The organism is Micromonospora sp. NBC_00330, from assembly GCF_036136635.1.
Classification (GTDB): Bacteria; Actinomycetota; Actinomycetes; order Mycobacteriales; family Micromonosporaceae; genus Micromonospora; species Micromonospora salmantinae.
On record NZ_CP108012.1, the window covers coordinates 274,419 to 301,323 of the forward strand.

Consider the following 26,905-nt stretch of genomic DNA (forward strand, 5'->3'; position numbering starts at 1 on the left):
ACTGTCAACCAATGCGCCGTCGGGTGAGGCGAACCGCGGTCAGGGCGATCAGCAGCACTGTGACGCCGAAGAGCAGGGCGTTGAGGGCGACGGTGGGATACCCGAGTCGGGGTACGTCGAGGAACGGGTAGAGGTAGCGGCCCTCGCCGAAGGCGCCCCGGACCAGGATCACCGTCAGCCACAGCAGCAGGTTGCCGGCGTCGGAGACCAGCCCCCGAGCCTCGGGGGTCGCCACCATGGCGTAGCCGCTCCACGGGTTGGCCAGTACGAGGACGAAGACCACCGCGGTGCCGACGAGGTAGACGGTGACGAGCAGCCGTGCCCGGCTGGCGCCGGGTCGACTGGTCGCTGCGACCCGGCCCCCGCGTCACCTCGCCGCGCCCCGGGAATGGCAGTGCCTCCCGCTGGGCTGACGGGCGGCAGCGACGCATACAGCTTGACCAGTTCGGCCAGGTAGCGCTCCGCGGACCAGTCCGTCGCGGCCGCCCGGCCGTCCCGGATCACGGTCCCGCGCAACTCAGGCTCGGTCAGCAGCCGGATCAGCAACGCCCCGAACGCCGCCGGGCTGGGCTCGGCGACCGGTCGGGTGGTGCCGGTGCCCGGCCGCTCGGCGAGCAGAGTGTCCACCATGGCCACCGGCAGTCCGTACGCCTCGGCCTCGGCGAGCACCAGGCCCTGCGTGTCGGTGGTGGAGGTGAACGCGAGCACGTCCGCCGCCCGGTAGTGGGCGCCGACGCGGTGGCGTGGCACCGGACGGAGCAGGTGCAGCGCGCCCGCCACGCCGTACCGGCGGGCCATCCGGCGAACCGCGAGCCGGTGCCGTCGGGCCCCGAGCAGCACCAGCCGGGCGGCCGGCAACTCGCTGCGGACCTGGGCGAACGCGGCCAGCAGCAGCTCGGGGTTCTTCTCCGGCGTGGCCCGTCCCACAGCGAGCAGCACCGGCGCGTCCGCCGGGATGCCGAGCCGGGCCCGCAGCCGCCGCCGGTCGTCGGCGTCGGCGAGCGGCGCGGCGGCCGGGGTCGGCAGGACCACGACCGGCGTACGCCCCGCCATCGTCGCCATCATCTCCGCGGTCTTCGCCGAAGGGGCGATCAGGACAGTGGTGTGGGCCAGCAGGGTTCGCCCGAGCGCCGCCAGTCGGGCCTGTCGACCCGGTCCGGGGTGGGCGAGCGCCCACAGGTCGCCCACCCGCCAGCGCAGGCCCAGCCGCATGCCGGCGTACGCGGCCCCGATCGGGATCTCCGGATAGTGCGCGGCGTACGCCACGAGGTCGGTGTGCCAGGTCAGCACGGTCGGTACGCCCCGGGTGGCGGCCCAGCGCAGGCCGGCGACGCCGAGCGGGCCGGTGGTGTGCACGTGCACCACGTCGACCGGTGCGCTGGGTGGCCGGGGCAGCGCCAACCGGTACGGCCGGGTCGGCACCGACAGCGAGGGCACCTCGCCCGGTCGGCGGCGACACCGGAACAGTGGGCCGGGGCAGTGCAACACGACCCGGTGCCCGGCGGCGCGCAGCAGCGCCACAGTGGTGCCGACCGAGGTGGCCACCCCCTCCGGGTTGGTGAGGTGGCTGTCGCTGACATGGGCGATCCGCACGTTGCCATCGTCGCCCGCCCGCGCACCCCCGGCCGTCCCGTCCGCCCCGGGCGGAGAAACAGTTGGCGTGGCCGGGCCGGTTCTGCTGCACTACCCGCTCGCGACGACGAGGGAGACGCGGTGGAGTTGACGCTGACGCCGATGACGGCACAGGAATTGGCCCGCCTGCTCGAATCACTGGAGCAGGGGTACGCCGACGACCTGGTGGCGCACCGGGGGATGACCCCGGAGGCGGCCCTCGATCGGTCGGTCACCCAGATCCGGGAGTCGCTGCCGGCGGGCGCGGCCACCGAGGGGGCCCTGCTGCGGGTGGGCCGGGTCGGCGACACCGAGGTCGGCTGGATCTGGGTGACACTGCCGACGGCCGCCGCCCCGGACCAGGCCTGGATCCACAACATCGAGGTGCACGAGGGGCACCGGGGACACGGGTACGCGCGGCGGATGATCCAGCTCATCGAGGCCGAACTCGCCCAGCTCGGCGTGGCCGAGCTGGGTCTGAACGTCTTCGGTACGAACACCGTGGCGATCGGCCTCTACCGCAGTCTGGGCTTCGAGGTCACCTCGCAGCAGATGGCAAAGCGCCTCACCCCGGCGGGCTGAGCCGGCGGCGGCCTGGGACGGGTCCCCTCGGCAGGACTGTTCACCTGCCCAGCGGGAAACCGGCGCGGACCGCACCTGGGGAGGAGCGACGGATGACGCATGGCGCCGGACTGACCATCGGTGTGCTCGGCTCGTACGGCGGGCGAAACCTCGGGGACGAGGCGATCCTCACCGGCCTGCTCACCGATCTGCGTATGCAGGAACCGAACGCCCGGATCATCGTCTTCTCTCGGAACCCGGAGCACACCCGGGCTGCACACCCGGATGTCGAAGCGGTGCCCTGGGAGGGCGTGAGCCGTACCGACTCTGCCCTGGTTCTGGCCCAGCTCGACCTGCTCATCCTGGGCGGCGGCGGCATCCTGTACGACCGGGAGGCCCGCCGTTACCTGCGGGTGGTCCGGGTGGCCCAGGAACGCGGCCTGCCGCTGATCACGTACGCGGTGGGGGTCGGGCCGCTCAGCGACTCGGTGGACACCGGCATGGTCCGGGAGACGCTCGCCAGCGCGACCCAGGTGACCGTCCGGGACCAGGAGTCCCGGATGGTGCTGGAGGAGGCCGGCCTGCTCAACCCGATCACGGTCACCGCGGACCCGGCGTTCCTCCTGAAACCGGAGGAGTTTCCGGCCCACCTGCTGGCCGAGGAGGGTGTGCCGGTCGGCAAGCGCCTCGTCGGGATCAGCGTGCGGGAGCCGGGCCGGGCCGCCGAACGCCTCGACGTGGACGGCTACCACCGGCTGCTGGCCCAGATCGGTGACTTCCTGGTGCACCGGATCGACGCGTACGTGCTGTTCGTGCCGATGGAGCGCGACGACATCCGGCACTCCCACGGGGTGCTGTCGCACATGGTCGCCGCCGAACGAGGTCGCATCCTGCACGGCACCTACTCTCCGCAGCAGGTGCTGGGGCTGATGCGCCACTTCGACCTGGCCGTCGGCATGCGCCTGCACTTCCTGATCTTCGCGGCGATGGTCGGTACGCCGTTCCTGCCCCTGCCGTACGCCGGCAAGGTCTTCGACCTGGCCCAACGACTCGGCGTGCCGGCGCTACGCGGCGTGGAACGGGAGGTCGAGGGCCCGCTGCTGGCCGAGGTCGACCGGCTCTGGGACGAGCGGGAGCAACGCGCCGAGGCCACCGCACGACGGGTGGCGGAGGTGTGCGATCAGGCGCGGGGCACCTCGGAGGTCACGCGCGGCGTGTTGGAGAGCCTGCGAAGCCAGGCCCTCACCCGCGTCTGAGCGGGCGGTCACACCGCCGGGCCGGTCCACCGGTAGCGCCACTCGCGGGCCTCCTCGCGGGCGGTCTCCAACTCGTAGATCTGCGCGTCGGCCAGCCCACCCGAGCCGAGGTGATGGTGGGTCAGCGGCGGACGACCGTTGCTGTCCAGTTCGACGGTGATGGTCTGCCCGTCCGCCGTGCCGCCGACGAGAAGGATCTGCACGGAGGAAGCCATGCGCCCATCCTGCCCGGCCCAGCGCCCGCCCGCAGCGGATAGCGGGGCAGCGGGGCGCCCGGCCCGTGGCTAGGGTCGGCGGATGGAGCAGACGATCGATCCCACGCTCGGTCCGGTGCTCGCCCGCACCGGCGACGAACGCGCCGTCCTGACCTCGTTCCTCGACTTCCACCGGGCCGTGCTGCTGCGCAAACTGCGCGGTCTCTCCGACGCCGACGCCCGACGCCGGCTGGTGCCGTCGGCGACCACGCTCGCCGGGCTGGTCAAGCACCTGACAGTGGTCGAGCGGAACTGGTTCCCGACCCTGTTGGCCCCCGAGCCCGGCGACGTCTACCTCACCTCCGAGGAGGACGCGGTCGCCAGCTTCACGCTGGGCGACCAGGACAGCATCGTCGGGCTCACGGAGGCGTACGAGCGGGCCTGTGCCCGCTCCCGGGCGGTCGCCGCGAGCATCGACCTCGACCACGTGGTGCCGCACCCGCAGCTCGGTGAGGTGTCGCTGCGCTGGATTCTGGCGCACATGATCGAGGAGACGGCTCGGCACGCGGGCCACGCCGACATCCTGCGCGAGCTGACCGACGGCGAGGCCGGCGCGCTCTGAGCCCCGGTCGGCCGCACCCCGTCGGCCGTCAACCGGTGGGCAACAGGCCCGGCGGGTACTCCATCCCGTCATGCGTACAGGCCGCAGCGGCAACCCGCGCCGCGTACCGGGCGGCACGCGCCAGTGGCTCGCCGCGCAGCCGGGCGGCGATCAGGCCGGCCGCGAAGGCGTCGCCCGCCCCGTTACTGTCCACCACCGGCTTTCCCGGGGCGGCGGGTGGCACGGGCACCGCAGTGCCGTCGCCCGGGTACAGCTCGGCGCCGTCCGCGCCGCGGGTCACCACCACAGTCCGGGGCGCCAGCGTGCCGGCGATCGACGCGGCCCGGTCGCCCAACCGCACCCCGCTCAGCAGAACCAGGTCGGCGACCTCGGCGAACGGCCGGTGGTAGGTGTTCTGGCCGTCCCAGTCGTGCAGGTCGGTGGAGAGCGCCACGCCCGTCGGAACGGCAGCCCGAACGGCGGGCAGCAACGGCACCGTCCAATCCATGATCGAGAGGTGGACGTGCCGGGCGTCGCGGACCAGTGCTGCCAATTCGCTGGCGACAAACGGTGGACCGCCCTGCCATGGGCGCGGGTCGTACAGCGACGTGCGCCGCCCGCCCGGGTCCACCAGGTTCACCGACCGGCGGGTGCCGCCCCGGTGCTCGGCGAACAACGCCGGCACCTCGGCCCGGGTCAACGCCGCCCGGACCAGCTCACCGGCCGGATCCGCACCGAGGGTGTCGACCACCAGTACCCGCAGGCCGAGCGCCCGGGCGGCCAACGCCACCCCGGCACCGGTGTTGCCGATCCGCAGCTCGATCGGCTCGACGGTGTGGGAATCGGCAGCCGGGAGAGGCAGAGCGGGCACCCGAACCCGTACGTCCACGCCGAGCCCGCCGAGAACAAGGAGATCGACCACAACGCCGACGCTAGTCCGTTGCCGCTCCCACCTCCAGCGCCCGCGATCTTGCACTTTCTGTGGCGACAAAAGGTGCACCGTTCGCAGAACGCCGACACGAACTGCACGATCGCGCAGGTGGGCCGGTGGGTGCGGACGCCTGGTCGGGCGGGCCGCCTATTCTGGGGGCGGGCGGCGACTAGGGGGAGCAGGTGCTGGTCATCCACGGGCTGTGGTTGCCCGGCGGCAGCTCGACCGGCGGCCTCGCCGTCTGGGCCGAGGACAGCGCCGCACCGATTCCCGCTGCGCGTTCGGGCCGGCCGGCCCGGGAGCGCCCGCACCCCTTCGCCGCCGGGCACACCAATCTGGCCGCCGTCCTCGCCGACGCCGCCGAGCCGAGCCGGCCGGACACCGCGCTGCTCACCCTGCCCACCCTGGCGGGTGCGCCGACCGACTCACCCGAGCTGATCCGGACCACCGTCGCACCTGCGGCCCGCGGCCGGCTCACACTGGCCGGGTGGCGGGTCCCCACAGTGGTGTACGCCCCGGACGACGCCCTGTCGCTGCTGCGAGCCCTGGACGACATCCCGGCGGTGGCCGGGGCCACAGTGCGGCACCTCGCCGAGCTGGCCGACTTCGCCGCCGACCTGGTGGCCCGCGGCCGCGTCCTCCCCGGCGTGCGCACGACGACGGCCGACCAGATGCCCGGCGCTGGAGCGACGACGGCCGACCAGACGCCCGGCGCTGGCGCGACGACGGCTTCGGGCGGCGCCGGGCAGGTGCCCGCGCAGGCGGTCTGGCGTCCGCTGCTGACCGGCACCGACGCCGCGTGGGCGCGCTCGCTGGCGCTGGCCCTGCCACCGGCCGCCCGAGCCGCCGTCCAGCCGCCCGCCACCGCCGCGCTGCCGTCCCCCGTCGCCGCTCAGGGGCCCACCGGGAGCGCCGTCACCTCCGCTGCGGCGAGCGTTGGTTCGGGCGGGCCTGAGTTGACCGCTGCCGCTCTGGTCGCGGATGCGCTGGACGCGTTGACCGACGCCGCCGCGAGGGCTGCGCTGGCGACCACCACGCTGGCCCGGGGGCTGCGCCCGGGTGGTCCGGCACCGGCCTGGCTGGCCGCGCTCGCCGGCCCGCAGCGGGACTTCACCATCGACCCGGCCGGGCTGGACACCCTCTCCGCCGAACTGGACGCCTGGCAGCGCGACGCCGCCGGTGGCCCGGTGCGGGCGAGTTTCCGCCTTGTGGAACCAGCCCCCGACGAGGTCACCGAACCGATCCTGGCCACCCGAGCGGTCCCCGCCGGCACCGCGCCGGTGCCTGCCGGCAGTACGCCGGTACCGGTGTCCGCCGACGGTGCGCCCGCGCCGGTGCCCGCCGACAGCGCGCCGGTGTCGGTCGGGTCGATCGGTGCCGGGCGCTGGCGGTTGGAGTTCGGGTTGCAGGCCGCGGACGAGCCCGGCCTGCACGTCGACGCCGGGGACATCTGGCGGGCGCCGCAGACCCTCGGCGGCCTGGTCGGCCGGACGACCAGCCCGCAGGAGACGCTCCTCGCCGAGCTGGGCCGGGCCAGTCGGCTCTGGCCGGACCTGGACGCCGCGCTGCGTACCGCCGCGCCGGAGGCGATGGAACTCGACGTCGAGGGGGCGCACCGGTTCCTCAGTGCGGGCGCCCCGGTGCTGCACGCGGCCGGTTTCGGGGTGCTGCTGCCGTCCTGGTGGCAGCGTCCGTCGGCGCGACTGGGCGCCCGGTTGCGAGCGCGCAGCCGCACCGCGCCGGGCACTGTCGGTGGTGCCGACGCCGGTGTCGGTCTGGACGCCCTGGTCGACTACCGCTGGGAGATCGCGCTCGGTGATCACCCGCTCTCCGCCGAGGAGTTGGCGGCGCTGGCCGAGACGAAGACCCCGCTGGTCCGGCTCCGCGGCCGGTGGGTGGAGCTGGACCCGGGGCGGCTCGCAGCCGGACTGCGCCTGCTCCGCTCAGCGGGCGAGCTGACCGTCGCCGATCTGCTCCGCCTCGGGCTGGCCGACGGCGAGGCCACCGGTGAGCTGCCGGTGCTGGAGGTGACCGCCGACGGGGCGCTGGGCGACCTGCTCGCCGGCGCGGTCGAGCGGCGACTCACCCCGCTGGACCCGCCACCGGGCTTCCGGGGGACGCTGCGGCCGTACCAGCAGCGGGGGCTGGCCTGGCTGGCCTTTCTGCGCTCACTCGGTCTGGGCGGTGTGCTCGCCGACGACATGGGGCTGGGCAAGACCGTGCAACTGCTCGCGTTGCTCGCCGGGGATTCACCGGAGGCCGGGCCGACCCTGCTGGTCTGTCCGATGTCGCTGGTCGGCAACTGGCAGCGGGAGGCGGCCCGGTTCACCCCGGAGCTGCGGGTGCACGTACACCACGGTGCCGAGCGGGCGCGGGGGGCGGAGTTCACAGCGGCCGCGCACGGCGCGGACCTGGTTCTCACCACCTACTCGGTGGCCGCACGCGACGCCGCCGACCTTGCCGGCATCGACTGGCACCGGGTGGTGGTGGACGAGGCGCAGGCGATCAAGAACGCGTCGACCCGGCAGGCCGAGGCGGTGCGCGCGCTGCCCGCCCGGCAGCGGGTGGCGGTGACCGGTACGCCGGTGGAGAACCGCCTCGCCGACCTCTGGTCGATCATGCAGTTCGCCAACCCGGGTCTGCTCGGGCCGGCCGCGACGTTCCGCAAACGGTTCGCGGAGCCGATCGAGCGGCACGGCGACGCCGAGGCCGCCGAGCGGCTCCGCCGGATCACCGGCCCGTTCGTGTTGCGCCGGCTCAAGACCGATTCGTCGATCATCTCCGACCTGCCGGAGAAGTTGGAGATGGAGGTGCTCTGCAACCTCACCGCGGAGCAGGCCGCGCTGTACCGGGTGGTGGTCGACGACATGCTCGCCCGGATCGAGACCAGCGACGGCATCGAACGACGCGGCCTGGTGCTGGCCACCATGACCCGCCTCAAGCAGGTCTGCAACCACCCCGCGCAACTGCTGCGCGACGGCTCACCGCTGGAGGGCCGCTCCGGCAAGCTGGCTCGGCTCACCGAGATCCTGGAGGAGGTGCTGGCGGCGGGGGAGCGGGCTCTGCTCTTCACCCAGTACGCCGAGTTCGGTGCGATGTTGCGGGGTCACCTGTCGGCGCGGTTCGGCCGGGAGGTGCTGTTCCTGCACGGTGGCCTCGGCAAGGCCGAGCGGGACGCCCTGGTGCAGCGTTTCCAGTCGGCGGAGGGTCCGCCGCTGTTCGTCCTCTCCCTCAAGGCCGGCGGCACCGGGCTGACCCTGACCGCCGCGAACCATGTGGTGCATGTGGACCGGTGGTGGAACCCGGCGGTCGAGGACCAGGCCACCGACAGGGCGTTCCGGATCGGGCAGCGCCGACGGGTGCAGGTGCGCAAGTTCGTGTGTGCCGGCACTGTCGAGGAGAAGGTGGCCGCGATGATCGCCGACAAGCGCAGCCTCGCCCAACGGGTGGTCGGCACCGGCGAGCAGTGGATCACCGAGTTGTCCACCGGCCAGTTGCGGGACCTGTTCGCCCTGGAAGCCGGCGCGGTGGTGGAGTGAGCGAGCGAAGCGTTGGCGCGAGCACCGACCGGTTCGCCGACTACGGGCGTCCGCGTCGGGTCGACGGGGGTCTGCGGGCGCGCAGCGCCCGGGGCGCGATCGGCCGGTCCTGGTGGTCGCGGCGTTTCCTGGAGGTGCTGGAGTCGTTCGCGCTCGGCACCCGGCTGACCCGGGGCCGGTCGTACGCGCGCGCCGGCCAGGTGCTCACGCTCGACGTCACACCCGGGCGGGTCGACGCGGTGGTGCAGGGCTCCCGGCCGCAGCCGTACCAGGTGTCGATCGCGCTGAAGCCGTTCCCGGCGGCGCTGTGGTCCCGAATCGAGGACGAGCTGGCCGGGCAGGCGTTCTTCAGTGCCCGGCTGCTCGCCGGGGACCTCCCCGACGAGTTGGAGGAGCTGTTCGCCGCCGCCGGCGCGCCGCTCTTCCCGGCCGCCGTCGACGAGTTGACCCAGCGCTGCAACTGCCCCGACTTCGCGGTGCCGTGCAAGCACCTCGCGGCGACGTTCTACCTGCTGGCCGAGGCGTTCGACGCGGACCCGTTCGAGCTGCTGCACTGGCGCGGCCGGTCCCGCGCGGAGTTGCTCGACGAACTCCGCGCCCGGCGGGCCGCGACCACCGGTGCCACACCACCGCCCCCACCGGTCGACCCACCGTCCGGACCGGACGGTGCGGTGTCGACAGTGGACGTCGTGGCGCCGGTCGGTGCCGCCCGCGCGCTCGCCGGGCTGTCGGCGACGCCGCTGGCGGATACGGCGGACCGGTTCTGGTCGGCGCCGGTGCCGCTGCCGGATCGGCCGCCCCGACTGGTCACCGGCACCGACCTGCTGTTGCGCCAGCTCGGAGCGCCGGCCCCGGCCATTGGTGGGCCGGGACTGCTCGAACGGTTGCGCCGCGCGTACCGGGCGTTCGGTCCGGCCGACAGGTGAGCTGTCACGTCCACCTGTTGAGCCGTCCCGTCGAGCGGTCGAGTAGTCACGTCCAGCGGCGGCGGAACCGCCACATGATCGCGGCATTGGCCACCAGCACCACCGCGCAGATCGCGCCGGTGAGTCGACCGGCGAACACGGCTATCGCCGGCAGCGACGCCCACAGCACGATGGTCAACAACATCAGGTAGCGGCCCCTGCGGGCTCGGGCCCGATGGTCCAGCCGGTTGAAGAAGGCCGGGTCACTTTCCCGGAGCTGACGGGTGATCTGGTCGAATCTGCGCTGATCCTCTTTGCTGAGCATGGCGCTGCCTTCCCCTCACGCGTTCAGCGGTTCGGCGGCATACCCGCTGCGGTGGCGGCTCACGCTCACCCGCTGCTGCTACTTTTCCTCCACGCGAGCGCGCTTCATGTCCGGCTTACCTGAACCTTAAGTTTGCCTTTGGTGGTGAACGGCGCCGAAACTGTCGCGTACGGCGGCGTGGTCCGATCCGTGCTCGGCTGCCGCGCGTACGCCCTGCTGGGAAGGTCTGCGGGCAGATCCATCCCAGCGCCCACCGCCGAGGTTGCGCTGAGCGCTGTCTTAAGTGCCCTCACGAGTGGGTTCCGGCCACCTTGAAGGGCCCTGGGGCCTTGGTTACCTTGCCGTAGCAACCCCCTCAGGCAACAGTCGCCGCACCTGCCGCACCTGCCCGGTAGCAGCTTTCGGCGCTCATCAGAAATCGGGATTGGTACATGGCCGACCAGAATGTGCCACCACGTCGACCGCGGGACGACCGCGGTTGGGACGGACATCAGCACCCCAGCGCTGACGGCTACGGCGACCCCCACACGCCGGCGCCCTACGGCTACGACTCGCCCCACCCCTACCAGGGCGGCTACGCCGCGCAGGCCGACCCGCGTGAGCAGTACGCCGGGCAGCCCGCGCCCGCCCCGCGCGGTCCGCAGTGGGTCGGCCCGGAGGGCCTCGGCCGTCCGGCCCCGGCACGACCGGCCGGCACCGGACTGCCCACCCTCGACGATGACAACGAGCCGGGTCGCAAGGTCGGTCGACGTAAGGCGATGGTGGCCCTCGGCGGCACCGCCGCCGTCGTCGCCGGTGGCGCGGCGCTCGCCATGACCCCGCAGATCCGTGGCCTCTTCGGCGACGACGCGGTGGCCGGCGACGCGACCGGCAGCACGGTGACCGACGGCACCGCGGCGCGGCCCAGCGGCCAGCAGCCCAGCACCGTGCGTACCTACACCGAGCAGAACGAAAGCTACATGGGCTCGCGGGCCGGTGAGGCGCTGAAGAAGAACGCGCCGGCCGGTGGGCGGACCTTCTCCGGTCCGGCAGCGGCCGCGGCGGCGACCACTGTGACGGTGAAGACGGTCCTGGCCAAGGACCCGATCCTGCACCTGGCCCGGCGCGCTACCTTCGGCGCGACGCCCGCGGTGATCGCCGACATCAAGCGCGAGGGCATGGACGCCTGGATCCGCGCCCAGCTGGACCCGGGGAAGTTGGAGCCGAGCAAGGGCGAGCTGAAGCTCGCCGAGCTGCCGACCCAGAAGCTCTCCGTGCAGCAGTTGCGTGACCAGCGGGACAAGCTCAACGAGCAGGACGCCCAGCCGGAGCGGGAGATGGTCGACGCGACCATCGCCCGGCAGATCTGGTCCAAGCGCCAGCTGTTCGAGGTGATGGTCGACTTCTGGAACGACTTCCTGCACGTCGCAGCGGACTTCGACGGCGGCGAGGTGTACCGCAACTCGTTCGACCAGGACGTCGTGCGCAAGCACGCGCTGGGCAGCTACCCCGAGATGCTGGTTGCCGCGAACAAGCACCCGGCGCTGCTGATCTACCTGAACCAGAAGGACTCCCGCAAGGACGCGATCAACGAGAACCTCGCCCGGGAGAACCTCGAGCTCTACTCGGTCGGTGTCGACGGCGGCTACAAGGAGCCCGACGTCCGGCAGGCCGCCATGTTGCAGACCGGCCGCGGTGTCGACGACAAGGGCAAGTACGTCTTCCGCCCTGAGCAGCACTACGTCGGCAAGGTGAAGATCCTCGGCTTCACCCACCCGAACAGCTCGGCCGACCCGAAGAAGGCCGAAGCGGCGATCGACGCGTACATCACCTACATCGCGACGCACCCGTCGACGGCGAAGTACGTGGCGCAGAGCCTGGCCACCCGGTTCGTCTCGGACACCCCGCCGAAGTCCCTGGTGGACCGGCTGGCCAAGACGTACACCACGAACAAGGGCATGATCAAGCCGGTCCTGATGACGCTGTTCTGCTCCTCGGAGTTCTGGGCCGGTGTGGGCCAGAAGGTGCGCCGGCCGATGGAGTACCTGGTCGCCACGTACCGCACCCTGGGCGTCTCGCCCGAGGCGTCGCCGAAGCACAACAACGGCGACAACAAGCGCACCGCGTACGCCCGAGGGCTGCGCCAGATCCACGACAAGATGCGCGAGCTGGGCCAGTCCCCGATGGGTCACCCGACCCCGGACGGCTACCCGGACGTCTACGTCGCGTGGACCTCGGCCGGCACGATGGTCAACGGCTGGAACGAGGCGGGCGAGATCCTCGCCGGCTACCGCACCACCTTCACGTACACGGCGCCGGAGAAGCTGGTCGCCAAGCCACCGGCGACGGCCGGGGCGTACGTGGATGCGCTCTCCCTGCGGCTGGTGGGCCAGAAGTTGAGCACGCGGGAGAAGAACCTCATCCTCGGCGTGGCCGGTGTGGCGGCGACCACCAAGGTCGACGCCACGTTCAACGGGGCCATCACCGCCGTCGCGCGGGCGATCCTCGCTTCCCCCCAGCACCACCTCCGGTGAGGCACCCGATGGAGAAGACTGTGTACAACTCTTTCCCCCTGCACCCCGAATGCCCCGACGTGCGACGGCTGGCCGACAACCCGGCCGAGGCGTTGCTGCGTGCCGAGGCGGACATCGTCGCCGCCGAGAACGCCGCCGAGTTCGACAGGTACCGCACCCTGGAGGACCTGGAGGAGGCCCAGCAGGACGGTCGCGGCGTGACCCGGCGGACCTTCGTCGCCGGTGCCGCGGCCACCGCCACCGCGCTGGCCACCGCCCAGTTCGTCACCACCTCGGCGTCGTTCGCGGCGACCAAGACCGGCACCCTGATCCACGTCTTCCTCTACGGCGGGCTGGACGGCCTGAGCCTGATCGCGCCGGACAACGACGCGGTGCTCAACAAGGCCCGGCCCGACCTGCTGCTCGGCAACGACTCGCTGTCCCTGGGCCGCGGCTTCAAGCTGACCAGCGCGTTCAAGCCGCTGGAGAAGTGGCTCACGGCCGGTCAGCTGGGCTTCATCCCGGCGGTTTCCGACGAGCGGCTGTCGCGCAGCCACTTCCAGGCCGCCGACGCCTGCAACCTGGGCGGGCTGCCCAACGAGACCGGCGGCCGGGGTTGGCTCGACGGTCTGGTCGACAACCTGGGCAAGGGCACCGCGTTCCGCAGCGTCGGCATCGGCAGCACGCTGCCGCGTTCGCTGGTCGGCAACAACGGCGCGCTGTCGCTGAACAACGTCGGCTCCCTGCGGCTCAACGGTGACGAGCGGTTCCGGGCCGCCACCGAGAAGGCCATCAAGGGCCTCTTCACCGGGATCAACCACCCGGTCGAGGAAGCCGTGCAGGAGGGCATGGGCGCGCTGGCCACCGCCCAGAAGCTCGCCGCCAAGCCGTACCAGCCCGCCGAGGGCGTCAAGTACGAGGGCGTCGGCAACGCGTTCCAGCAACTCGCCCAGTTGATCAAGGGCGGTGCCAACGTCCGGGTCGCCACCGTCGGCATGGGCGGCTACGACACCCACGAGAACCAGGGCACCCGCGAGGGCGGCCAGCTGCACCGCCGGCTCAACGAGCTGGCCAGCGCCATGGCCGCGTTCTTCACCGACCTCGGCCCGAAGGCCGCCGACGTGACGATCATGGTGTCCAGCGAGTTCGGCCGTCGGGTCGGCTCCAACAACAACGGCACCGACCACGGGCACGGCGGCGTGGTCACCCTGCTGTCCGGCAAGAAGCTGGCCGGTTCGCTGCTGGGCACCTGGAACGGTCTGGACAAGCTGGACTCCGGTGACGTGCCGGAGTACAACAACATGTTCAACGTCTACGGCGCCGTGGCGCAGGGCCGGTTCGGGCTCACCAACGCGGAGGTCGACAAGGTCTTCCCCCGCCAGAAGTACGCCCCGATGAAGCTGTACGCGTGACGCATTCGCACACCCACGCCGCCGGCCGTCGTACCGGGACCTCGTCCCGGCACGGCGGCCGGTCGGCTGCGCCCGTACCCCCGCAGATCCCGGACCGGCGCGGACCCGGCGGCCGACGGCTGCTCGGCGTGCTGCTCCTGGTCGGCCTGCTCGCCAGCGTGCTGCCCTGGTGGCTGGGCACCCCGGCCGGATCGCTGCGGACCACCGCGGCCACCGTCACCTCGGCCGGCCGGATCACCGGCCTGGTCGCCGGCTACCTGCTGCTGGTGCAGGTGCTGATGATGAGCCGACTGCCGGTGCTGGAACGGTGGATCGGCGGCGAGCACATGGCCCGCTGGCACCGGGACATCGGCGCCACCCTGCTGGTCGCCGTGCTGGCGCACATGTCGCTGATCCTGGTCGGCTACGCCGACCTGCGTAAGCAGTCGATCCTCGCCGAGGTCGGCACGTTGCTCGGCGACTACGAGGACATGGTCTCGGCGTTCGTCGCGGCCGGCATCATGATGCTCGTCGGGTTCAGCAGCATCCGGGCGATCCGGCGGGCGTTGCCCTACGAGATGTGGCACCTGCTGCACCTGTCCAGCTACCTGGTCCTGCTGCTCGGCTTCGGCCACCAGTTCACCCACGGCGCGCAGCTGTACCGGCCCGGCCCGGTGCGCACCGGCTGGATCGCGCTCTACGTGCTGGTGGTCGCCGCCCTGCTCTGGGGCCGCGTGATCGCGCCGCTGGCGTTCAACCTGCGCTACAAGCTGCGGGTCGCCGACGTGGTCGCCGAGAGCCCCGACACCATCTCCATCTACCTCACCGGGGAGCGGCTCGGCCGGCTGGCGATGCTCGGCGGCCAACACTTCCGCTGGCGGTTCCTCACCCGGGGCTGCTGGTGGCAGTCGCACCCGTTCTCCGTCTCCGCCGCCGCCAACGGCCGCTGGCTGCGGGTCACCGTCAAGGTGGTCGGCACCCACACCGCCGACCTGCGCGACCTGGAACCGGGCACCCGGGTCTGGGCCGAAGGCCCGTCGGGCACCTTCACCGCCGCGCACCGGCTCGGCGAGCGGGCGCTGCTGATCGCCGGTGGCAGCGGCATCACGCCGATCCGGGCCATGCTGGAGGAGTTGCCGCCGGGCGCCGCGCTGATCTACCGCGCCCGCACACCGGCCGACGTGCTGCTCAGCCGCGAGTTGGACTGGCTGGCCCAGGAACGCCACACCTCCGTCTGGTACGTCATCGGCTCCCGCGACGACCCCGGCCCCCGCCAGTTGATGAGCCCGGACGGGCTGCGGCAACTGGTGCCCGACGTGGCCCGACGCGACGTCTACCTGTGCGGGCCGCCCGGTCTGGTGGAACAGTCGGTGCGGGCGCTGCGGCGGGCCGGCGTGCCCCGACGGCAGATCCATCTGGCCACGTTCGAGCTGTAGGAAGGGCATCCCCATGCGTCGCGCGCTCCTCGCGATCACCGGCCTGGCCGCCAGCACCACCGCGCTCGTGGTGTTCAAGGGCTCGCCAGGCACCAGTCAGGTCGCCCAGAACCTGCCGACCGCCCAGCCGGTCAACCCCTCCGGGCCGGGCACCGACCCCGGTGCCCTCGCGGATGCGCCGGGCACCGACCCGGCCGGCGGCACGCCGACGTCATCGGAAAGCGCCAAGCCGTCGACGTCGCCCAAGCCCGGCAAGACCACCGCCCGCCCGTCGGGCACCAAGACGACGAAGGCCCCCAGCGCTCCGCGGACCACCACCAAGGCACCCCAGTCGACCACCCGGCGGATCGACGGAGCCGGCTTCGACGCGACTGAGGGCAGCCAGAAGTACGGGTACGTGCTGGTGCAGATCGTCGTCTCCGGTAACCGGATCGTCGACGCCGTCGCGCTGTCGCTGCCCAGCGGGGGTGAATCCGACATCCACAGCGGCGACGTTCGTACCGCCTACGACGGCAGCGGCGCCGAGGTGGTGCAGAAACAGAGCGCCAACCTCAACACCGTCTCCGGTGCCACCGCGACCAGCGACGCCTACAAGAAGTCCCTGCGGTCCGCCATCGAGAAGGCATTCTGACGTGCGGGCCACGCTGACCCGACCCGGGCTGTGCCGGGTCGAACAGATCATGGGTACGACGATCACCCTGGACCTCGCCGACGATCTGCCACCGGCGACAGTGCGCGAGCTGGCGGACGAGGTCTTCGCCTGGATGCACGAGGTCGACGCGCGGTTCAGCACCTACCAGCCGGACAGCGAGGTGTGCCGCTTCGACAGGGGTGAGGTGCTGCTCTCCGAGGCGTCAGCGGACCTGCGGTACGTGCTGGAGACCTGCGCCGACCTGTGGGGCGCCACCGACGGGTTCTTCGACGCGTACGCCACCGGTCGGCTCGACCCGTCCGGCTACGTCAAGGGCTGGGCCGCTCAGGTCGCCTCGGACCGCCTCGTCGCCGCCGGAGCCGTCAACCACTGCGTGAATGCCGGCGGCGACGTACGGGTGCGGGGCCTGTCGCCGTCGGGGGAGCCGTGGCGCATCGGTATCCGGCATCCGTGGGACGCGATGGCGGCCTGCCTGGTGCTCAGCGGGACCGACCTGGCCGTAGCCACGTCCGGCGTGTACGAGCGGGGCCGGCACGTGCTGGACCCGCGCCGGGGCGCACCGGCCAGTGGGCTGCGCTCGGTGACGGTGGTCGGCACGGACCTCGGGTTGGCCGACGCGTACGCCACCGCCGCCCTCGCCATGGGCACCCCCGGCCTCAACTGGCTGGCCCGCCTGGACGACCACACCCACGCGGCGATAACCGACAACGCCCGCCAGTACCACTCCGCCGACCTTCCCCTGACCGACTAGACCCCGCGCCCCGCGCGGCCCCTCCGCTCCCCGCGATCTTGCGGTTTCGGTTGCTGGTTTGTCCCGTTGTATGGAGATTGTCGGGACAGAAAGTGCAAGATCGCCGCAGAGCCGGGTGGGGTCGCGGTGACCGGCTAACGGATGGGGCGGTGGGTGCCGGCTGGGCGGGAGCCGGTGGGGCGTGGGCGGCCGGGGCGGGACCCGGACGGTCGGGTGCCGGCCCAGCGGCGCCCCGGGTGGCTGCGCCGGGGCGGCTCGGTGCCGCCGGGGTGAGGCGCTCTGTCGTTGCTGGACATCGTTCCCCCGTTCGTGGCGCGCGTTCGCACCGTCCCCCTGTCAACGAGGACCGACGCCTCGGCGACGCTGTCGGGCACCGGATCGAATCGTCGACCGGGCCGGTCTCACATGCCTCGTCGGGGCAGCGGCAGGTGACCGGGGAGCAGGTCGGGGGCGAGCGTCACCCCGGCGGCGCGCAGCGCCCCGATCAACGTGTTCTGCACGAGGTACGAATCCGGAAGCTGCCAGCGCGCCTGCTCCGGGGCGACCGCCCAGCGGACGGTGCCCTCCGGCAGCCGGGTGGGCGGCGCGGGGATCCACGAGCCCGGCCCGTGCCGGACCACGTGGAAGCAGTGCTCCAACTCCGGTCGGAGCGGGTCGCCGGGGCGGACCAGGAACATCCACCGGCCGGTGGGCGTGACCAGCACCGGTCCGCGTACGCCGGTGCCGGCCGGGTGGATCTGGACCGCGTCGAGCACGTGCCGGCCGAGGTGGGCGGGCACCTCCAGCACGTCGAAGGCCCGGCCGGTGGGCAGCAGCACCCCGTGTGGTCGGCTCCGCCACCAGGTCGCCACCCGGGCCGGGTCGGCGCTGGCGGCCAACTCCCAGTTCTCCAGGGCGGGGTGGCAGCCCACTGTGGGACAGCCGGCCCGGCCGCAGACGAAGCGGCTGCGGGCCAGACAGGCACCCGGGGTGACCTCCCAGCCGTGTACCGCGTACCGGATGGCGACCCGGCGCAGCCGGACCCGTTCCAGCGGCGACAGTTCGGCAACGCGCGGTACGACATTCCCCCACATGTGTGCCAACTCCTCTCGTCGGGCCCGGCGTTCGCCAGGTCGCATGTCGAGCACCGTCACTGCCGTAACCCACGATCGTTGAGGTTGACGAACGGCTCGTGCAACTTGCACGAAAAGTACGAGGACCAGCTGTACGGCTGACGTACATCCTGTGCGACCAGCGAAAACCTGAAAATGAACGGCAGTCGCCGCACCCGCGGACATCGCCGCGACTCGATTGGTCGTCGGTGGCAGGGGAGGATGGGGAGATGGACGAGCTACCCATAGGACGGCGAGTGGCCTACTGGCGGGGGCGACGCAAGATGTCGCAGCAGGTCTTCGCGGACCGGCTGGGCAAGTCCAAGAGCTGGGTGGACAAGGTCGAACGCGGCGTCCGACGGTTGGACAAGTTCTCCGTCCTGTACGAGATCGCCGACATCCTCCAGATGGACGTGCAGCTGCTGATGGGCAAGGACCCGGAGCGGCGCGCTGATGCCCTCAACTGCATCGACCAGGTCGAGGTGCAGGAGATCCGGGCGGCGCTGGAGCGCTACGACTCGATGAGCGCGTACTTCGACGCGGTGCCGTACCCGCCGCCGATGGACGACATGCGCAAGGCCGTCAACCACGCCTGGCTCACCTACCAGTACGGCCGCTACGGGATGCTCACCCGGGCGCTGCCGAAGCTGCTGCGCGACGCCCAGGCGGCCGACGCCGCCTACGGCGGTGAACAGGCCGCCGAGGCGGCCCACCTGCTCGGCCAGGTCTACCAGATCGCCTCCTCGGTGCTGCGCAAGCTCGGCGAGTGCGAGCTCGCCTGGTTGGCCGCCGACCGGTCGATGGCGGTGGCCCAGCGGGCCGACGACCCGCTGCTCGCCGGGATCGCCACCACCCGGGTGTGCAACGCCCTGGTCGCGATGGGCCGGGCCCGCCCCGCGCTGGAGCTGAACGTCCAGATCGCCAACCGGCTGGCGCCGGGTGGCAGCAACGAGGTCTCGCCGGCCCGCCTCTCCGTCTACGGGATGCTGCTGCTCCAGGGCGCGATGGCCGCGTCCCGCATCGGTGACTCGGCCAGCGTCGACGACCTGATCAACTGCGCGCAGGAGGCCGCCACCCTGCTCGGCGGCGACCACAACCACTACTGGACGTCGTTCGGCCCGACGAACGTCGAACTGCACCGGGCCGCCGCCGCTGTGGAGCTGGGCGACGGCGGGCGGGCCGTGGAGGTGCACCAGCTTCGCATCGCGGAGCCCTCCTTCAACGCGCTGCTGCCCGAGCGCCGCGCCCACCACCTGCTCGACATCGCCCGCGGGTACGCCCAGATCGGTGACGTGGCGAACGCCGGCGAGATGCTGCTGCTCGGTGATCGGCTCGCCCCGTCGGAGATCCGCTGCCGGCCGATCGCGCACGAGGTGATGTCCGACATCCTCCGTCGCACACGTGGTGCGCCGCCTTCTCCGGTAGCGGAGTTGGCTGAGCACATGGGAGTAGGGGTATGAGCGCGGAGCCGGTCTGATGGCCGGTGCAGCGCACAACAGCGGGCACCGCGAGGTGCTCTACGTCATCGCCTGCGGTTCGCCGCTGGCCCGGCACGTCGGTCGTCTGGTCGACCTCGCCCAACAGGACGGGTGGGACGTCTGCGTGGTCACCACGCCGGACGGTGCGAAGTTCGTCGACCAGTCGGCCCTGATTCGGCAGACCGGCCACCCGGTGCGGACGCACTACAAGAACCCCGGTGACCCGGACGTGCTGCCGCCCGCCGACGCCATGATCGTCTGCCCGGCCACGGTCAACACCGTCAACAAGTGGGCGGCCGGGATCACCGACACACTGGCGCTCGGGCTGTTGGTCGAGGCACAGGGCAAGGGCGTCCCCATCGTGGCGGTGCCGTACACCAACGCGGCGATGGCCTGCCACCCGGCGTTTCGTGCCGGGGTGGCCCGGTTGGCCGAGTGGGGTGTCACAGTGCTCTTCGGCGACGACGTGATCGCTCTGCATCCGCCCGGAACGGGGGAACAGCACCTGCACGCCTTCCCCTGGGCGATGCCGCTGGCCGCATTGCAGACCGTCTCCTGGAGCGCCGCCTAGCGCGTCCGGCAGATCTTCCACACGACGCGGCCGGGCCGGGTGTCACCGCCCGGCGGCCCCGACGCCGGTAAGCTGGCCCGCCGTGAGCACAAGCGGATCCGCCCCCACTGTCAGCGACGTGGTGGCCGCGTTGGAACGGCGCTTTCCGCCGGTCTGGGCGGAGGAGTGGGACCGGGTGGGCCTGGTGCTCGGCGAGCCGGCCGCCCCGGTCCGCCGGGTGCTCTGCGTGGTCGACGTGGTGCCCGAGACTGTCGACGAGGCCCTCGCCGCCGACGCGGACATGATCGTCGCGCATCACCCGCTGCTGCTGCGCGGGGTGTCGTCGGTCGCCGCGACGACCTTCAAGGGGCGGATCATCCACCAGTTGATCCGGGCCGGGGTGGCGCTCTACGCGGCGCACACCAACGCCGACGTGGCCTCCCCGGGCGTCTCCGACGCCCTCGCCGCCCGCTTCGGGCTCACCGGTCTGCGCCCACTTCAACGACCCGCGCCCGGCTCGCCCGCCCACGGCGACGACAGGGGTTTCGGCCGGATCGGCGAACTGCCCCAGCCGATGACCCTCGCCGAGCTGACCCGGCACGCGGCAGCGGTGCTCCCCGTCACGTCCTGGGGAGTTCGCGCGGCGGGGGATCCCGGGCGTATGGTTCGTACCCTCGCCGTCAGCGGCGGGTCGGGGGACAGCTTCCTCGGCGCCGCGACCGCCGCCGGGGTGGACGCGTTCCTCACCGCCGACCTGCGGCACCACCCGGCCGGCGAGCACCTCGCCGCCGATGGTCCCGCCCTGATCGACGCCGCCCACTGGGCGACGGAACGACCGTGGCTGGACGACCTGGCCGCCTTCCTCCGGGAGGCGCTGGACGTCGAGACGCTGGTGTCCGACCTGGACACCGACCCGTGGACCGTGCACGCCGCCGCACCCGCTGTGGACGACAAGGAGCCCGACCGTGAAGGCTGACCCCAAGGTGCAGCGCCGCCTGCTCGACCTCCAGGCGATCGACACCAACCTCGCCCAGCTCGCCCACCGTCGGCGGACGCTTGCCGAGCGGGCCGAGCTGGAGTCACTGGCCCGGGAGCTGTCGTCGATGGAGGACGAGCGGGTCCGCGCCCAGGTGGCGGTGGACGACCTGGACCGGGACATCGCCCGGTTGGAGAAGGACGTCGAGCAGGTCCGCGCCCGCAAGGAGAAGGACGAGAACCGGCTTGCCGCCGGCACCGGCCCGGCCCGCGAGCTGGAGGCGCTCCAGCACGAGCTGGTCTCGCTCAAGCGCCGCCAGGGCGACCTGGAGGACGCCGAGCTGGAGCTGATGGAGCAGCGGGAGACCGCGCAGGGCGTACTGGACGGCGTGGAGCAGCGGCTGGCCGAGACCCGGGACAAGCGGGCCGCTACCGAGCAGCGCCGCGACGAAACGCTGGCCGAGATCGCCAAGGAGGAGGAGTTCAAGCGGGGCGCCCGTCAGCCGCTCGCCGCCGACCTCCCCAGCGACCTGGTCAACCTCTACGACAAGATCCGCGAGGACACCGGGTTGGGCGCCGCGCTGCTCACCGGTGGCCGCTGCGGCGGGTGCCGCCTGGACCTGTCCGGCGCCGACCTGGCCCGGATCCGTAAGGCCGCCCCCGACGACGTGGTCCGCTGCGAGGACTGCCGACGGATCATGGTTCGCACCAACGAGTCGGGCCTGTAGGTCGTGGCGCCGCGCGTGGTCTCCATGGAGGCCGACGGTGGGTCCCGGGGCAACCCCGGCCCCGCCGGCTACGGCGCGGTGGTCCGTGACCCGGAGACCGGCGAGGTGCTCGCCGAGCGCTCCGAGTCGCTCGGCACCGCCACCAACAACGTCGCCGAGTACCAGGGCCTGATCGCCGGGTTGACCGCCGCCGCCGAGCTGGGCGCCGCCGAGGTGGACGTCCGGATGGACTCCAAGCTGGTGGTCGAGCAGATGTGCGGCCGGTGGCAGATCAAGCACCCCGGCCTGCGGCCTCTCGCCGCCCAGGCCGCCGCGCTGGTGGGCCGGTTCACAGCGGTCCGGTTCAGCTGGATTCCACGCGAGCAGAACCGGCACGCCGACGCCCTCGCCAACGCCGCAATGGACGCCGCAGCGGGTCGTCCCTCGGCGACCGCGGCCCCCGCCCGCCCTGCCACGACGACGCCCGCCGCCCCGATCATCGGCAGCGACCCGGCGACCGCGCCGGCCTCCTGGGAGCCACGGCCGACCTTCACCGCCACCCGGCTGATCCTGGTCCGGCACGGCGAGACGGCGTACACCGAGCAGCGGCGCTACTCCGGGCGCGGCGACGTCCCGCTCTCCGACCGTGGCCGGGCCCAGGCCCGCGCCACCGGCACCCGGGTGGCCGAGCTGGCCCCGTCCGTCGCGGCAGTGCTCAGCTCACCGTTGTCCCGGTGTACGGCCACAGCGGCGTCGATCGCCGAAGCGCTCGGCGGCGACGTGCCGGTCCGCACGGAGGACGACCTGATCGAGTGCGACTTCGGCCAGTGGGAGGGGCGCACCTTCGCCGAGGTACGCCAGCAGTGGCCGGGGGAGATGGACGCCTGGCTCGCCTCACCCCGGATCGCGCCCCCGGACGGGGAGTCGTTCACCCAGGTCGCCGAACGCGCGCACCGGGTCATCTCGGGGCTGCTCACCGCGTACCCCGGTGAAACCGTGGTGGTCGTCTCGCACGTCTCGCCGATCAAGCTGATGCTGCGCGACGCCCTCGCGGCCGGCGACGGCTTCCTGCACCGGCTCTTCCTGGACGCGGCCGGCATCTCGGTGCTCGACATGTGGCCCGACGGCGGCGTGGCAGTGCGCACTGTCAACGACACCGCCCACCTCGCCACCCTCGACTGAGCCGCCACACCCCTCGTTGCTACGGCCGGTCGGCCGCGCCGTTCGGCGCAGCCGACCGGCCGTTCGGCGCAGCACCCTCCGAACGGGTCAGGTGACCGCCATCACAGAGTCGTAGCCTCCGGCCGTTACATCGAGAGCCACGACTCCCCGGAGGTGTGTCAGATGGCTGCACCCGAACCGGAGGCGCCGCCCACGGCGCCGACCAGGGCGAAGGACCACAGCCCCTGGAACTGGTTGCTCTTCATCCCCATCGTGGTGCCGCTGATCCCGGCGTTCTTCAATGGCGACTCGCCCCGGGTCTTCGGCTTCCCGCGCTTCTACTGGCTGCAACTGGCCTTCATCCTGCTCGGCGTCGGCACCACCACATTGGTCTACCAGATGACGAAGAAGCGGGGAGGCCGCTGATGTGGCGCGACCATCTCACCGAGATCATCGTCTTCTCCCTGCTGTTCCTCCTGGTCAGCGTGATGGGCTTCGTGGCCGCCCGGTGGCGGGCACCGAAGGACATGGCGCACCTGGACGAGTGGGGGCTGGGCGGGCGCAGCTTCGGCGGCTGGATCACCTGGTTCCTGGTCGGCGGTGACCTCTACACCGCGTACACCTTCGTGGCGGTGCCGGCGTTGATGTTCGGTGCCGGCGCGGCCGGGTTCTTCGCCGTGCCGTACACCATCGTCATCTACCCGCTGGTCTTCCTGGTGCTGGTGCGGCTCTGGTCGGTGTCGCACCGGCACGGGTTCGTCACGCCTGCCGACTTCGTCCGCAACCGGTTCGACTCGCCGGTGCTGGCGCTGCTGATCGCCATCACCGGCATCGTCGCCACCATGCCGTACATCGCGTTGCAGCTGATCGGCATCGAGGCCGTGCTCAAGACGATGGGCGTCACCGGCGACAACGCGCTGGCCCGGCACCTGCCGATCATCATCGCGTTCGCCATCCTGGCCGCCTACACGTACCAGTCGGGGTTGCGCGCGCCAGCGCTGATCGCGTTCGTCAAGGACAGCCTGATCTACATCGTGATCCTGGTGGCGGTCATCTACCTGCCGTACAAGCTGGGCGGCTGGGGTGACATCTTCGCCGCCGCGGACGCGAAGTTCGACGCCTCACCCAACCCCAACGACGGCATCCTGCTCAACGGCAACAACCAGCTTCAGTACGTGACGCTGGCGCTCGGCTCGGCGTTGGCGCTCTTCCTCTACCCGCACAGCATCACCGGTGTGCTGGCCAGCAGGAACCGTGACGTGATCAAGCGGAACATGTCGGCGCTGCCCGCGTACAGCCTGCTGCTCGGGTTGATCGCGCTGCTCGGCTACATGGCCATCGCGGCCGGCGTGAAGCCACTGCCCGGCGCGAAGGAAGGCACTGTCGACAGCAACACCGTCGTGCCGTTGCTGTTCGACCAGCAGTTCCCGGACTGGTTCGCCGGCGTCGCGTACGCGGCGATCGGCATCGGCGCGCTGGTGCCCGCGGCGATCATGTCGATCGCGGCGGCGAACCTGTTCACCCGCAACATCTACAAGGAGTACCTGAAGCGGGACGCCTCCGCGGCCCAGGAGGCCAACGTCTCGAAGATCACCTCGCTGGTGGTGAAGGTCGGTGCGGTGGCCTGCATCGTCTTCCTCGACCCGCAGTTCTCCATCGACCTCCAACTGATCGGTGGCGTGATCATCCTTCAGACGCTGCCGGCGGTGGCGCTGGGCCTCTACACCCGCTGGTTCCACCGCACCGGTCTGATCGTCGGCTGGGTGGCCGGCATGGGGCTGGGCATGTGGATGCTCTACCAGGTGGCCAGCCCGACCCGGAAGCACTTCGGCGGCTCGGCGTTCCCGCTGTCGGAGTTCGGGTTCGACACCACCCGGACGATCTACGTCGGCATCGTGGCGGTGGCTGTCAACCTGGCCGTGGCGGCGCTGGTGACGCTCGTGCTGCGGGCCGCCAAGGTCGAGGAAGGCGTCGACGGCACCGAGCCGGACGACTACTTCGCCGACGAGGGCGACCCCCGGGTCACCCCGGGCGCCGAGCGCGACGCCGACTCGGCCCGCGAACCGGTCGCCTGACCTTAGGCACGAACGCCCGGGTGCCGACGTGAGTCGGTGCCCGGGCGTACCCGTATCCGAGCCCCTCGCGTGCCGCGCGTGCGTGCGCCGATCTTGCAGTTATGGTGCCCGTTCGGTGTCGATTCGCCCCTGTTTCTTCCGACAGTAAGTGCAAGATCGGCGAAGCTGGCGCCGATCTTGCACTCGTGGTGTGCGATATGTGGCGACTCACGGCTCTTGTGCCCCACCATAAGTCCAAGATCGACGAGCTGCGGGCGGGCGGGGTGAGGCTCGGGGCTGGGAGGGCCGGAAGGCGGGAGGGGGAGAGGGCGTAAGAGCAGGGGTTTGGCGGGTTAGCGGGGGCGGTTGCGGTTGATCAGGGCCTGGTTCAGGCGGCCCAGTAGGGCTGCCAGCGTGCTGCGGTCCTCGGGGGTCCAGTCGGCCAGCATGTCGCCGTAGAGCCGGGTACGGGCGGCCTGGACGGCGGCCATCCGTTGCAGGCCGGCCGGGGTGGGGGAGATGACAGTGCCGCGGCCGTCGGACGGGTCCGGGGTGCGGGTGATCAGGCCGTCGCGCTGAAGCGCGGACACCTGCCGGGTGACTGTCGAGCCGTCCAGGTTGAGTCGGGCGGCGAGCGCCGAGACGTTCTGCGGGCCGGCGTCGGCCAGGTGGCGCAGGATGACGTACGCCGCGCGGTCCAGCACCCGGTGCTCGGCGGTGCCGGTGGCCCGCCGGGTGGCCTCGCCGAAGCGCATCAGCAGGGCCACCTCGGTCTCGATCCGGCCGAGGGTGCTCTCGTCATGGTCGTCGCTCATAGCTGTATGATACAGAATAAGTACCTGTACGATACAGCTATCTGAGGAGTCGGAGTGGATCGGCGTTCCGAACCGAACCGCAGTGCCATCTACGCCACCACGCTGGTGGCCTTTCTCGCCATCGCCGGCATCGCCGTCGTCGACCCGATCCTGCCCGCCATCGGCGAGGCGATCGGCGTCACCGCCTGGCAGGTCGAGCTGCTGTTCACCGCGTACATCGCGGTCATGGCCCTTGGCATGATCCCGGCGACCCTCGCGAGCGGGCGGTTCGGCTTCAAGCCGGTGCTCATCACCGGCGTCTCAGTCGTCGGCCTCGCCGCGATCCTCGCCTCGTTCAGCGACAACATCGTGCAGCTCTCCGTGCTGCGCGGCGTCTGGGGGTTGGGCAACGCGATGTTCTTCGCCACCGCCATGGTGGTCCTGGTCAACCTGGCCGTCGACAGGGAATGGGTGGTGGGCCTCTTCGAGACCGCCCTGGGTCTCGGCTTCGCCGTCGGACCGCTGATCGGTGGCCTGCTCGGCGAGGTCAGCTGGCGGCTGCCGTTCTTCGTCTGCGGTGTCTTCATGGTCCTCGCCCTCGGCGTGGCCTCCCGCAAACTCCGCGAGCCCACCAACCGCCAGGCACCGGTACGCGTCGGTCAGATCTTCGCCACCTACCGCCGGCCGGCGTTCATCGCCCTCTGCGTGGTCACCGCCGCGTACAACTTCGTGTTCTTCGTGGTGCTCGGCTACACGCCGCTCTTCCTCGGCCTGGACGTCATCTCGCTGGGGCTCGCCTTCACCGGCTGGGGTCTCGGCCTGGCCGCCGGCATCATGGTGATCGGCCACCGGCTGGCCCACCGCATCGGCGCGGTACAGACCGTCGGCGTGGCCATCGCCGGGCTGCTGGTCTGCATGGTCCTCTTCGCCACCTCCACCAGCACCGCCGAGGCGCTCGTGGTCCTGGTGCTCGCCGGACTCTGCATGGGGCTGGCCAACGCCAACCTCACCGACCTGGCGCTCGGCCTCGGCTCCAGCGACCGGCGCGTCGCCACCGGCGCGTTCAACCTGGTCCGCTGGGGTGCCGCCGCGCCGGCACCGATCATCTCCGGCAAACTCGCCGAGCAGTCGCTGTCGCTGCCGTTCTGGGTCGGATTCGGGGTGCTCGCCGTCGGCGTGCTCGTCTACCTGGCCTTCGCACACGTGATGGCCGCCGGCTACGGCGAGCGGGTCCTCTGGTCCCGCTGGAACCGCGCCGCCGCGGAAACCGAGCACGCCGCCGAGGAACCGGTAGGCGAGGCCTACTGACCGTCCCGGCCCCGGCCCTGCCGCTCCGCGATGCGCCGTCCAAGATCCGCGCAGTTTCAGGGAAACTGCTGCCTCGCTGCCGGTTGAGGCAGCACTTTCCCTGAAGTTGCGTAGATCTTGGACGGCGCGTCGGTGTTTGCGG

Annotated in this window: 25 protein-coding genes; 18 read left to right on the top strand and 7 right to left on the bottom strand. The window is 71.9% G+C overall.

Annotated elements, in window-relative coordinates; translation table 11 throughout:
* Positions 1–4 precede the first annotated feature (4 nt).
* Together OG598_RS01340 and OG598_RS01345 are read right to left on the bottom strand one after the other, a co-directional pair.
* The gene (locus OG598_RS01340; protein WP_328652689.1) at positions 5–238 is read right to left on the bottom strand and encodes a hypothetical protein; all 234 of its coding nucleotides are present in this window, start codon (positions 236–238) and stop codon (positions 5–7) included.
* A complete protein-coding gene (locus OG598_RS01345) occupies positions 175–1,593 on the bottom strand; it encodes a glycosyltransferase (protein WP_328652690.1) in 1,419 nt (472 codons plus the stop codon). Before OG598_RS01345 ends, OG598_RS01340 begins: the two co-directional genes overlap by 64 nt.
* 120 nt (positions 1,594–1,713) lie before the next feature.
* Between OG598_RS01345 and OG598_RS01350 the strand changes: the two genes are divergently transcribed.
* Together OG598_RS01350 and OG598_RS01355 are read left to right on the top strand one after the other, a co-directional pair.
* Positions 1,714–2,193 (top strand): GNAT family N-acetyltransferase, encoded by a 480-nt coding sequence (locus OG598_RS01350; protein ID WP_328652691.1) that lies wholly within the window; start codon positions 1,714–1,716, stop codon positions 2,191–2,193.
* A gap of 92 nt (positions 2,194–2,285) precedes the next feature.
* Positions 2,286–3,428, top strand: a complete 1,143-nt coding sequence (locus OG598_RS01355) for a polysaccharide pyruvyl transferase family protein (RefSeq protein WP_328652692.1) — start codon at positions 2,286–2,288, stop codon at positions 3,426–3,428.
* A gap of 8 nt (positions 3,429–3,436) precedes the next feature.
* On the opposite strand, the gene OG598_RS01360 is transcribed toward OG598_RS01355, so the two are convergent.
* Positions 3,437–3,643, bottom strand: coding sequence for a hypothetical protein (locus tag OG598_RS01360; protein WP_030488784.1), 207 nt, complete (start codon positions 3,641–3,643; stop codon positions 3,437–3,439).
* An 82-nt stretch (positions 3,644–3,725) separates the two neighbouring features.
* Between OG598_RS01360 and OG598_RS01365 the strand changes: the two genes are divergently transcribed.
* The gene (locus OG598_RS01365; protein ID WP_328652693.1) at positions 3,726–4,244 is read left to right on the top strand and encodes a DinB family protein; all 519 of its coding nucleotides are present in this window, start codon (positions 3,726–3,728) and stop codon (positions 4,242–4,244) included.
* Between the two features lie 28 nt (positions 4,245–4,272).
* On the opposite strand, the gene OG598_RS01370 is transcribed toward OG598_RS01365, so the two are convergent.
* Positions 4,273–5,145 carry a carbohydrate kinase family protein gene (locus tag OG598_RS01370; RefSeq protein WP_328652694.1) on the bottom strand — a complete coding sequence of 291 codons (873 nt, stop codon included), beginning with the start codon at positions 5,143–5,145 and terminating at the stop codon, positions 4,273–4,275.
* 191 nt (positions 5,146–5,336) lie between these two features.
* On the opposite strand from OG598_RS01370, the gene OG598_RS01375 reads away from it, so the two are divergent.
* Both OG598_RS01375 and OG598_RS01380 read left to right on the top strand, forming a co-directional pair.
* Positions 5,337–8,693 carry an SNF2-related protein gene (locus tag OG598_RS01375; protein WP_328652695.1) on the top strand — a complete coding sequence of 1,119 codons (3,357 nt, stop codon included), beginning with the start codon at positions 5,337–5,339 and terminating at the stop codon, positions 8,691–8,693.
* Positions 8,690–9,619, top strand: coding sequence for an SWIM zinc finger family protein (locus tag OG598_RS01380; RefSeq protein ID WP_328652696.1), 930 nt, complete (start codon positions 8,690–8,692; stop codon positions 9,617–9,619). The genes OG598_RS01375 and OG598_RS01380 overlap by 4 nt, the downstream gene beginning before the upstream one ends.
* 46 nt (positions 9,620–9,665) lie before the next feature.
* On the opposite strand, the gene OG598_RS01385 is transcribed toward OG598_RS01380, so the two are convergent.
* Positions 9,666–9,923, bottom strand: a complete 258-nt coding sequence (locus tag OG598_RS01385) for a DUF3040 domain-containing protein (RefSeq protein ID WP_091409372.1) — start codon at positions 9,921–9,923, stop codon at positions 9,666–9,668.
* A 431-nt stretch (positions 9,924–10,354) separates the two neighbouring features.
* Here OG598_RS01385 and OG598_RS01390 point away from each other — a divergent pair, with 431 nt between their 5' ends.
* The 5 genes from OG598_RS01390 to OG598_RS01410 are packed head-to-tail and all read left to right on the top strand — an operon-like array spanning position 10,355 to position 16,645.
* Entirely contained in the window at positions 10,355–12,436 is a 2,082-nt protein-coding gene (locus tag OG598_RS01390) for a DUF1800 domain-containing protein (RefSeq protein WP_328652697.1), read from the top strand.
* An 8-nt stretch (positions 12,437–12,444) separates the two neighbouring features.
* Positions 12,445–13,827 (top strand): DUF1501 domain-containing protein, encoded by a 1,383-nt coding sequence (locus tag OG598_RS01395; protein ID WP_238687240.1) that lies wholly within the window; start codon positions 12,445–12,447, stop codon positions 13,825–13,827.
* A complete protein-coding gene (locus tag OG598_RS01400; protein ID WP_328652698.1) occupies positions 13,824–15,242 on the top strand; it encodes a ferredoxin reductase family protein in 1,419 nt (472 codons plus the stop codon). The genes OG598_RS01395 and OG598_RS01400 overlap by 4 nt, the downstream gene beginning before the upstream one ends.
* 13 nt (positions 15,243–15,255) lie before the next feature.
* Positions 15,256–15,873, top strand: a complete 618-nt coding sequence (locus OG598_RS01405) for an FMN-binding protein (protein ID WP_328652699.1) — start codon at positions 15,256–15,258, stop codon at positions 15,871–15,873.
* Positions 15,874–15,922: 49 nt separating this feature from the next.
* Positions 15,923–16,645 carry an FAD:protein FMN transferase gene (locus tag OG598_RS01410; RefSeq protein WP_328655239.1) on the top strand — a complete coding sequence of 241 codons (723 nt, stop codon included), beginning with the start codon at positions 15,923–15,925 and terminating at the stop codon, positions 16,643–16,645.
* Between the two features lie 401 nt (positions 16,646–17,046).
* Here OG598_RS01410 and OG598_RS01415 read toward each other — a convergent pair whose 3' ends face one another.
* Positions 17,047–17,718 (bottom strand): bifunctional DNA primase/polymerase, encoded by a 672-nt coding sequence (locus tag OG598_RS01415; RefSeq protein WP_091409390.1) that lies wholly within the window; start codon positions 17,716–17,718, stop codon positions 17,047–17,049.
* 248 nt (positions 17,719–17,966) lie between these two features.
* Between OG598_RS01415 and OG598_RS01420 the strand changes: the two genes are divergently transcribed.
* The 7 genes from OG598_RS01420 (at position 17,967) to mctP (ending at position 24,682) form a co-directional block, all read left to right on the top strand.
* Entirely contained in the window at positions 17,967–19,196 is a 1,230-nt protein-coding gene (locus tag OG598_RS01420; protein WP_328652700.1) for a helix-turn-helix domain-containing protein, read from the top strand.
* A gap of 16 nt (positions 19,197–19,212) precedes the next feature.
* Positions 19,213–19,785, top strand: coding sequence for a flavoprotein (locus OG598_RS01425; RefSeq protein ID WP_238690551.1), 573 nt, complete (start codon positions 19,213–19,215; stop codon positions 19,783–19,785).
* A gap of 118 nt (positions 19,786–19,903) precedes the next feature.
* Positions 19,904–20,740 (top strand): Nif3-like dinuclear metal center hexameric protein, encoded by an 837-nt coding sequence (locus OG598_RS01430; protein WP_442931487.1) that lies wholly within the window; start codon positions 19,904–19,906, stop codon positions 20,738–20,740.
* A complete protein-coding gene (locus tag OG598_RS01435) occupies positions 20,730–21,467 on the top strand; it encodes a zinc ribbon domain-containing protein (RefSeq protein ID WP_328652702.1) in 738 nt (245 codons plus the stop codon). The genes OG598_RS01430 and OG598_RS01435 overlap by 11 nt, the downstream gene beginning before the upstream one ends.
* A gap of 3 nt (positions 21,468–21,470) precedes the next feature.
* Positions 21,471–22,628, top strand: a complete 1,158-nt coding sequence (locus OG598_RS01440; protein WP_328652703.1) for a bifunctional RNase H/acid phosphatase — start codon at positions 21,471–21,473, stop codon at positions 22,626–22,628.
* 162 nt (positions 22,629–22,790) lie between these two features.
* Positions 22,791–23,033: a DUF3311 domain-containing protein gene (locus OG598_RS01445; protein ID WP_091409411.1), complete on the top strand. Its 243-nt coding sequence runs from the start codon at positions 22,791–22,793 to the stop codon at positions 23,031–23,033.
* Complete coding sequence (gene mctP, locus OG598_RS01450; RefSeq protein WP_328652704.1) at positions 23,033–24,682, top strand: monocarboxylate uptake permease MctP; 1,650 nt, start codon at positions 23,033–23,035, stop codon at positions 24,680–24,682. The genes OG598_RS01445 and mctP overlap by 1 nt, the downstream gene beginning before the upstream one ends.
* A 332-nt stretch (positions 24,683–25,014) precedes the next feature.
* Here the strand turns inward: mctP and OG598_RS01455 are convergent, their stop codons facing one another.
* Positions 25,015–25,476, bottom strand: a complete 462-nt coding sequence (locus tag OG598_RS01455; RefSeq protein WP_210783502.1) for a MarR family winged helix-turn-helix transcriptional regulator — start codon at positions 25,474–25,476, stop codon at positions 25,015–25,017.
* Positions 25,477–25,530: 54 nt separating this feature from the next.
* Between OG598_RS01455 and OG598_RS01460 the strand changes: the two genes are divergently transcribed.
* Positions 25,531–26,763, top strand: a complete 1,233-nt coding sequence (locus OG598_RS01460) for an MFS transporter (RefSeq protein ID WP_328652705.1) — start codon at positions 25,531–25,533, stop codon at positions 26,761–26,763.
* Positions 26,764–26,905: the final 142 nt, after the last annotated feature.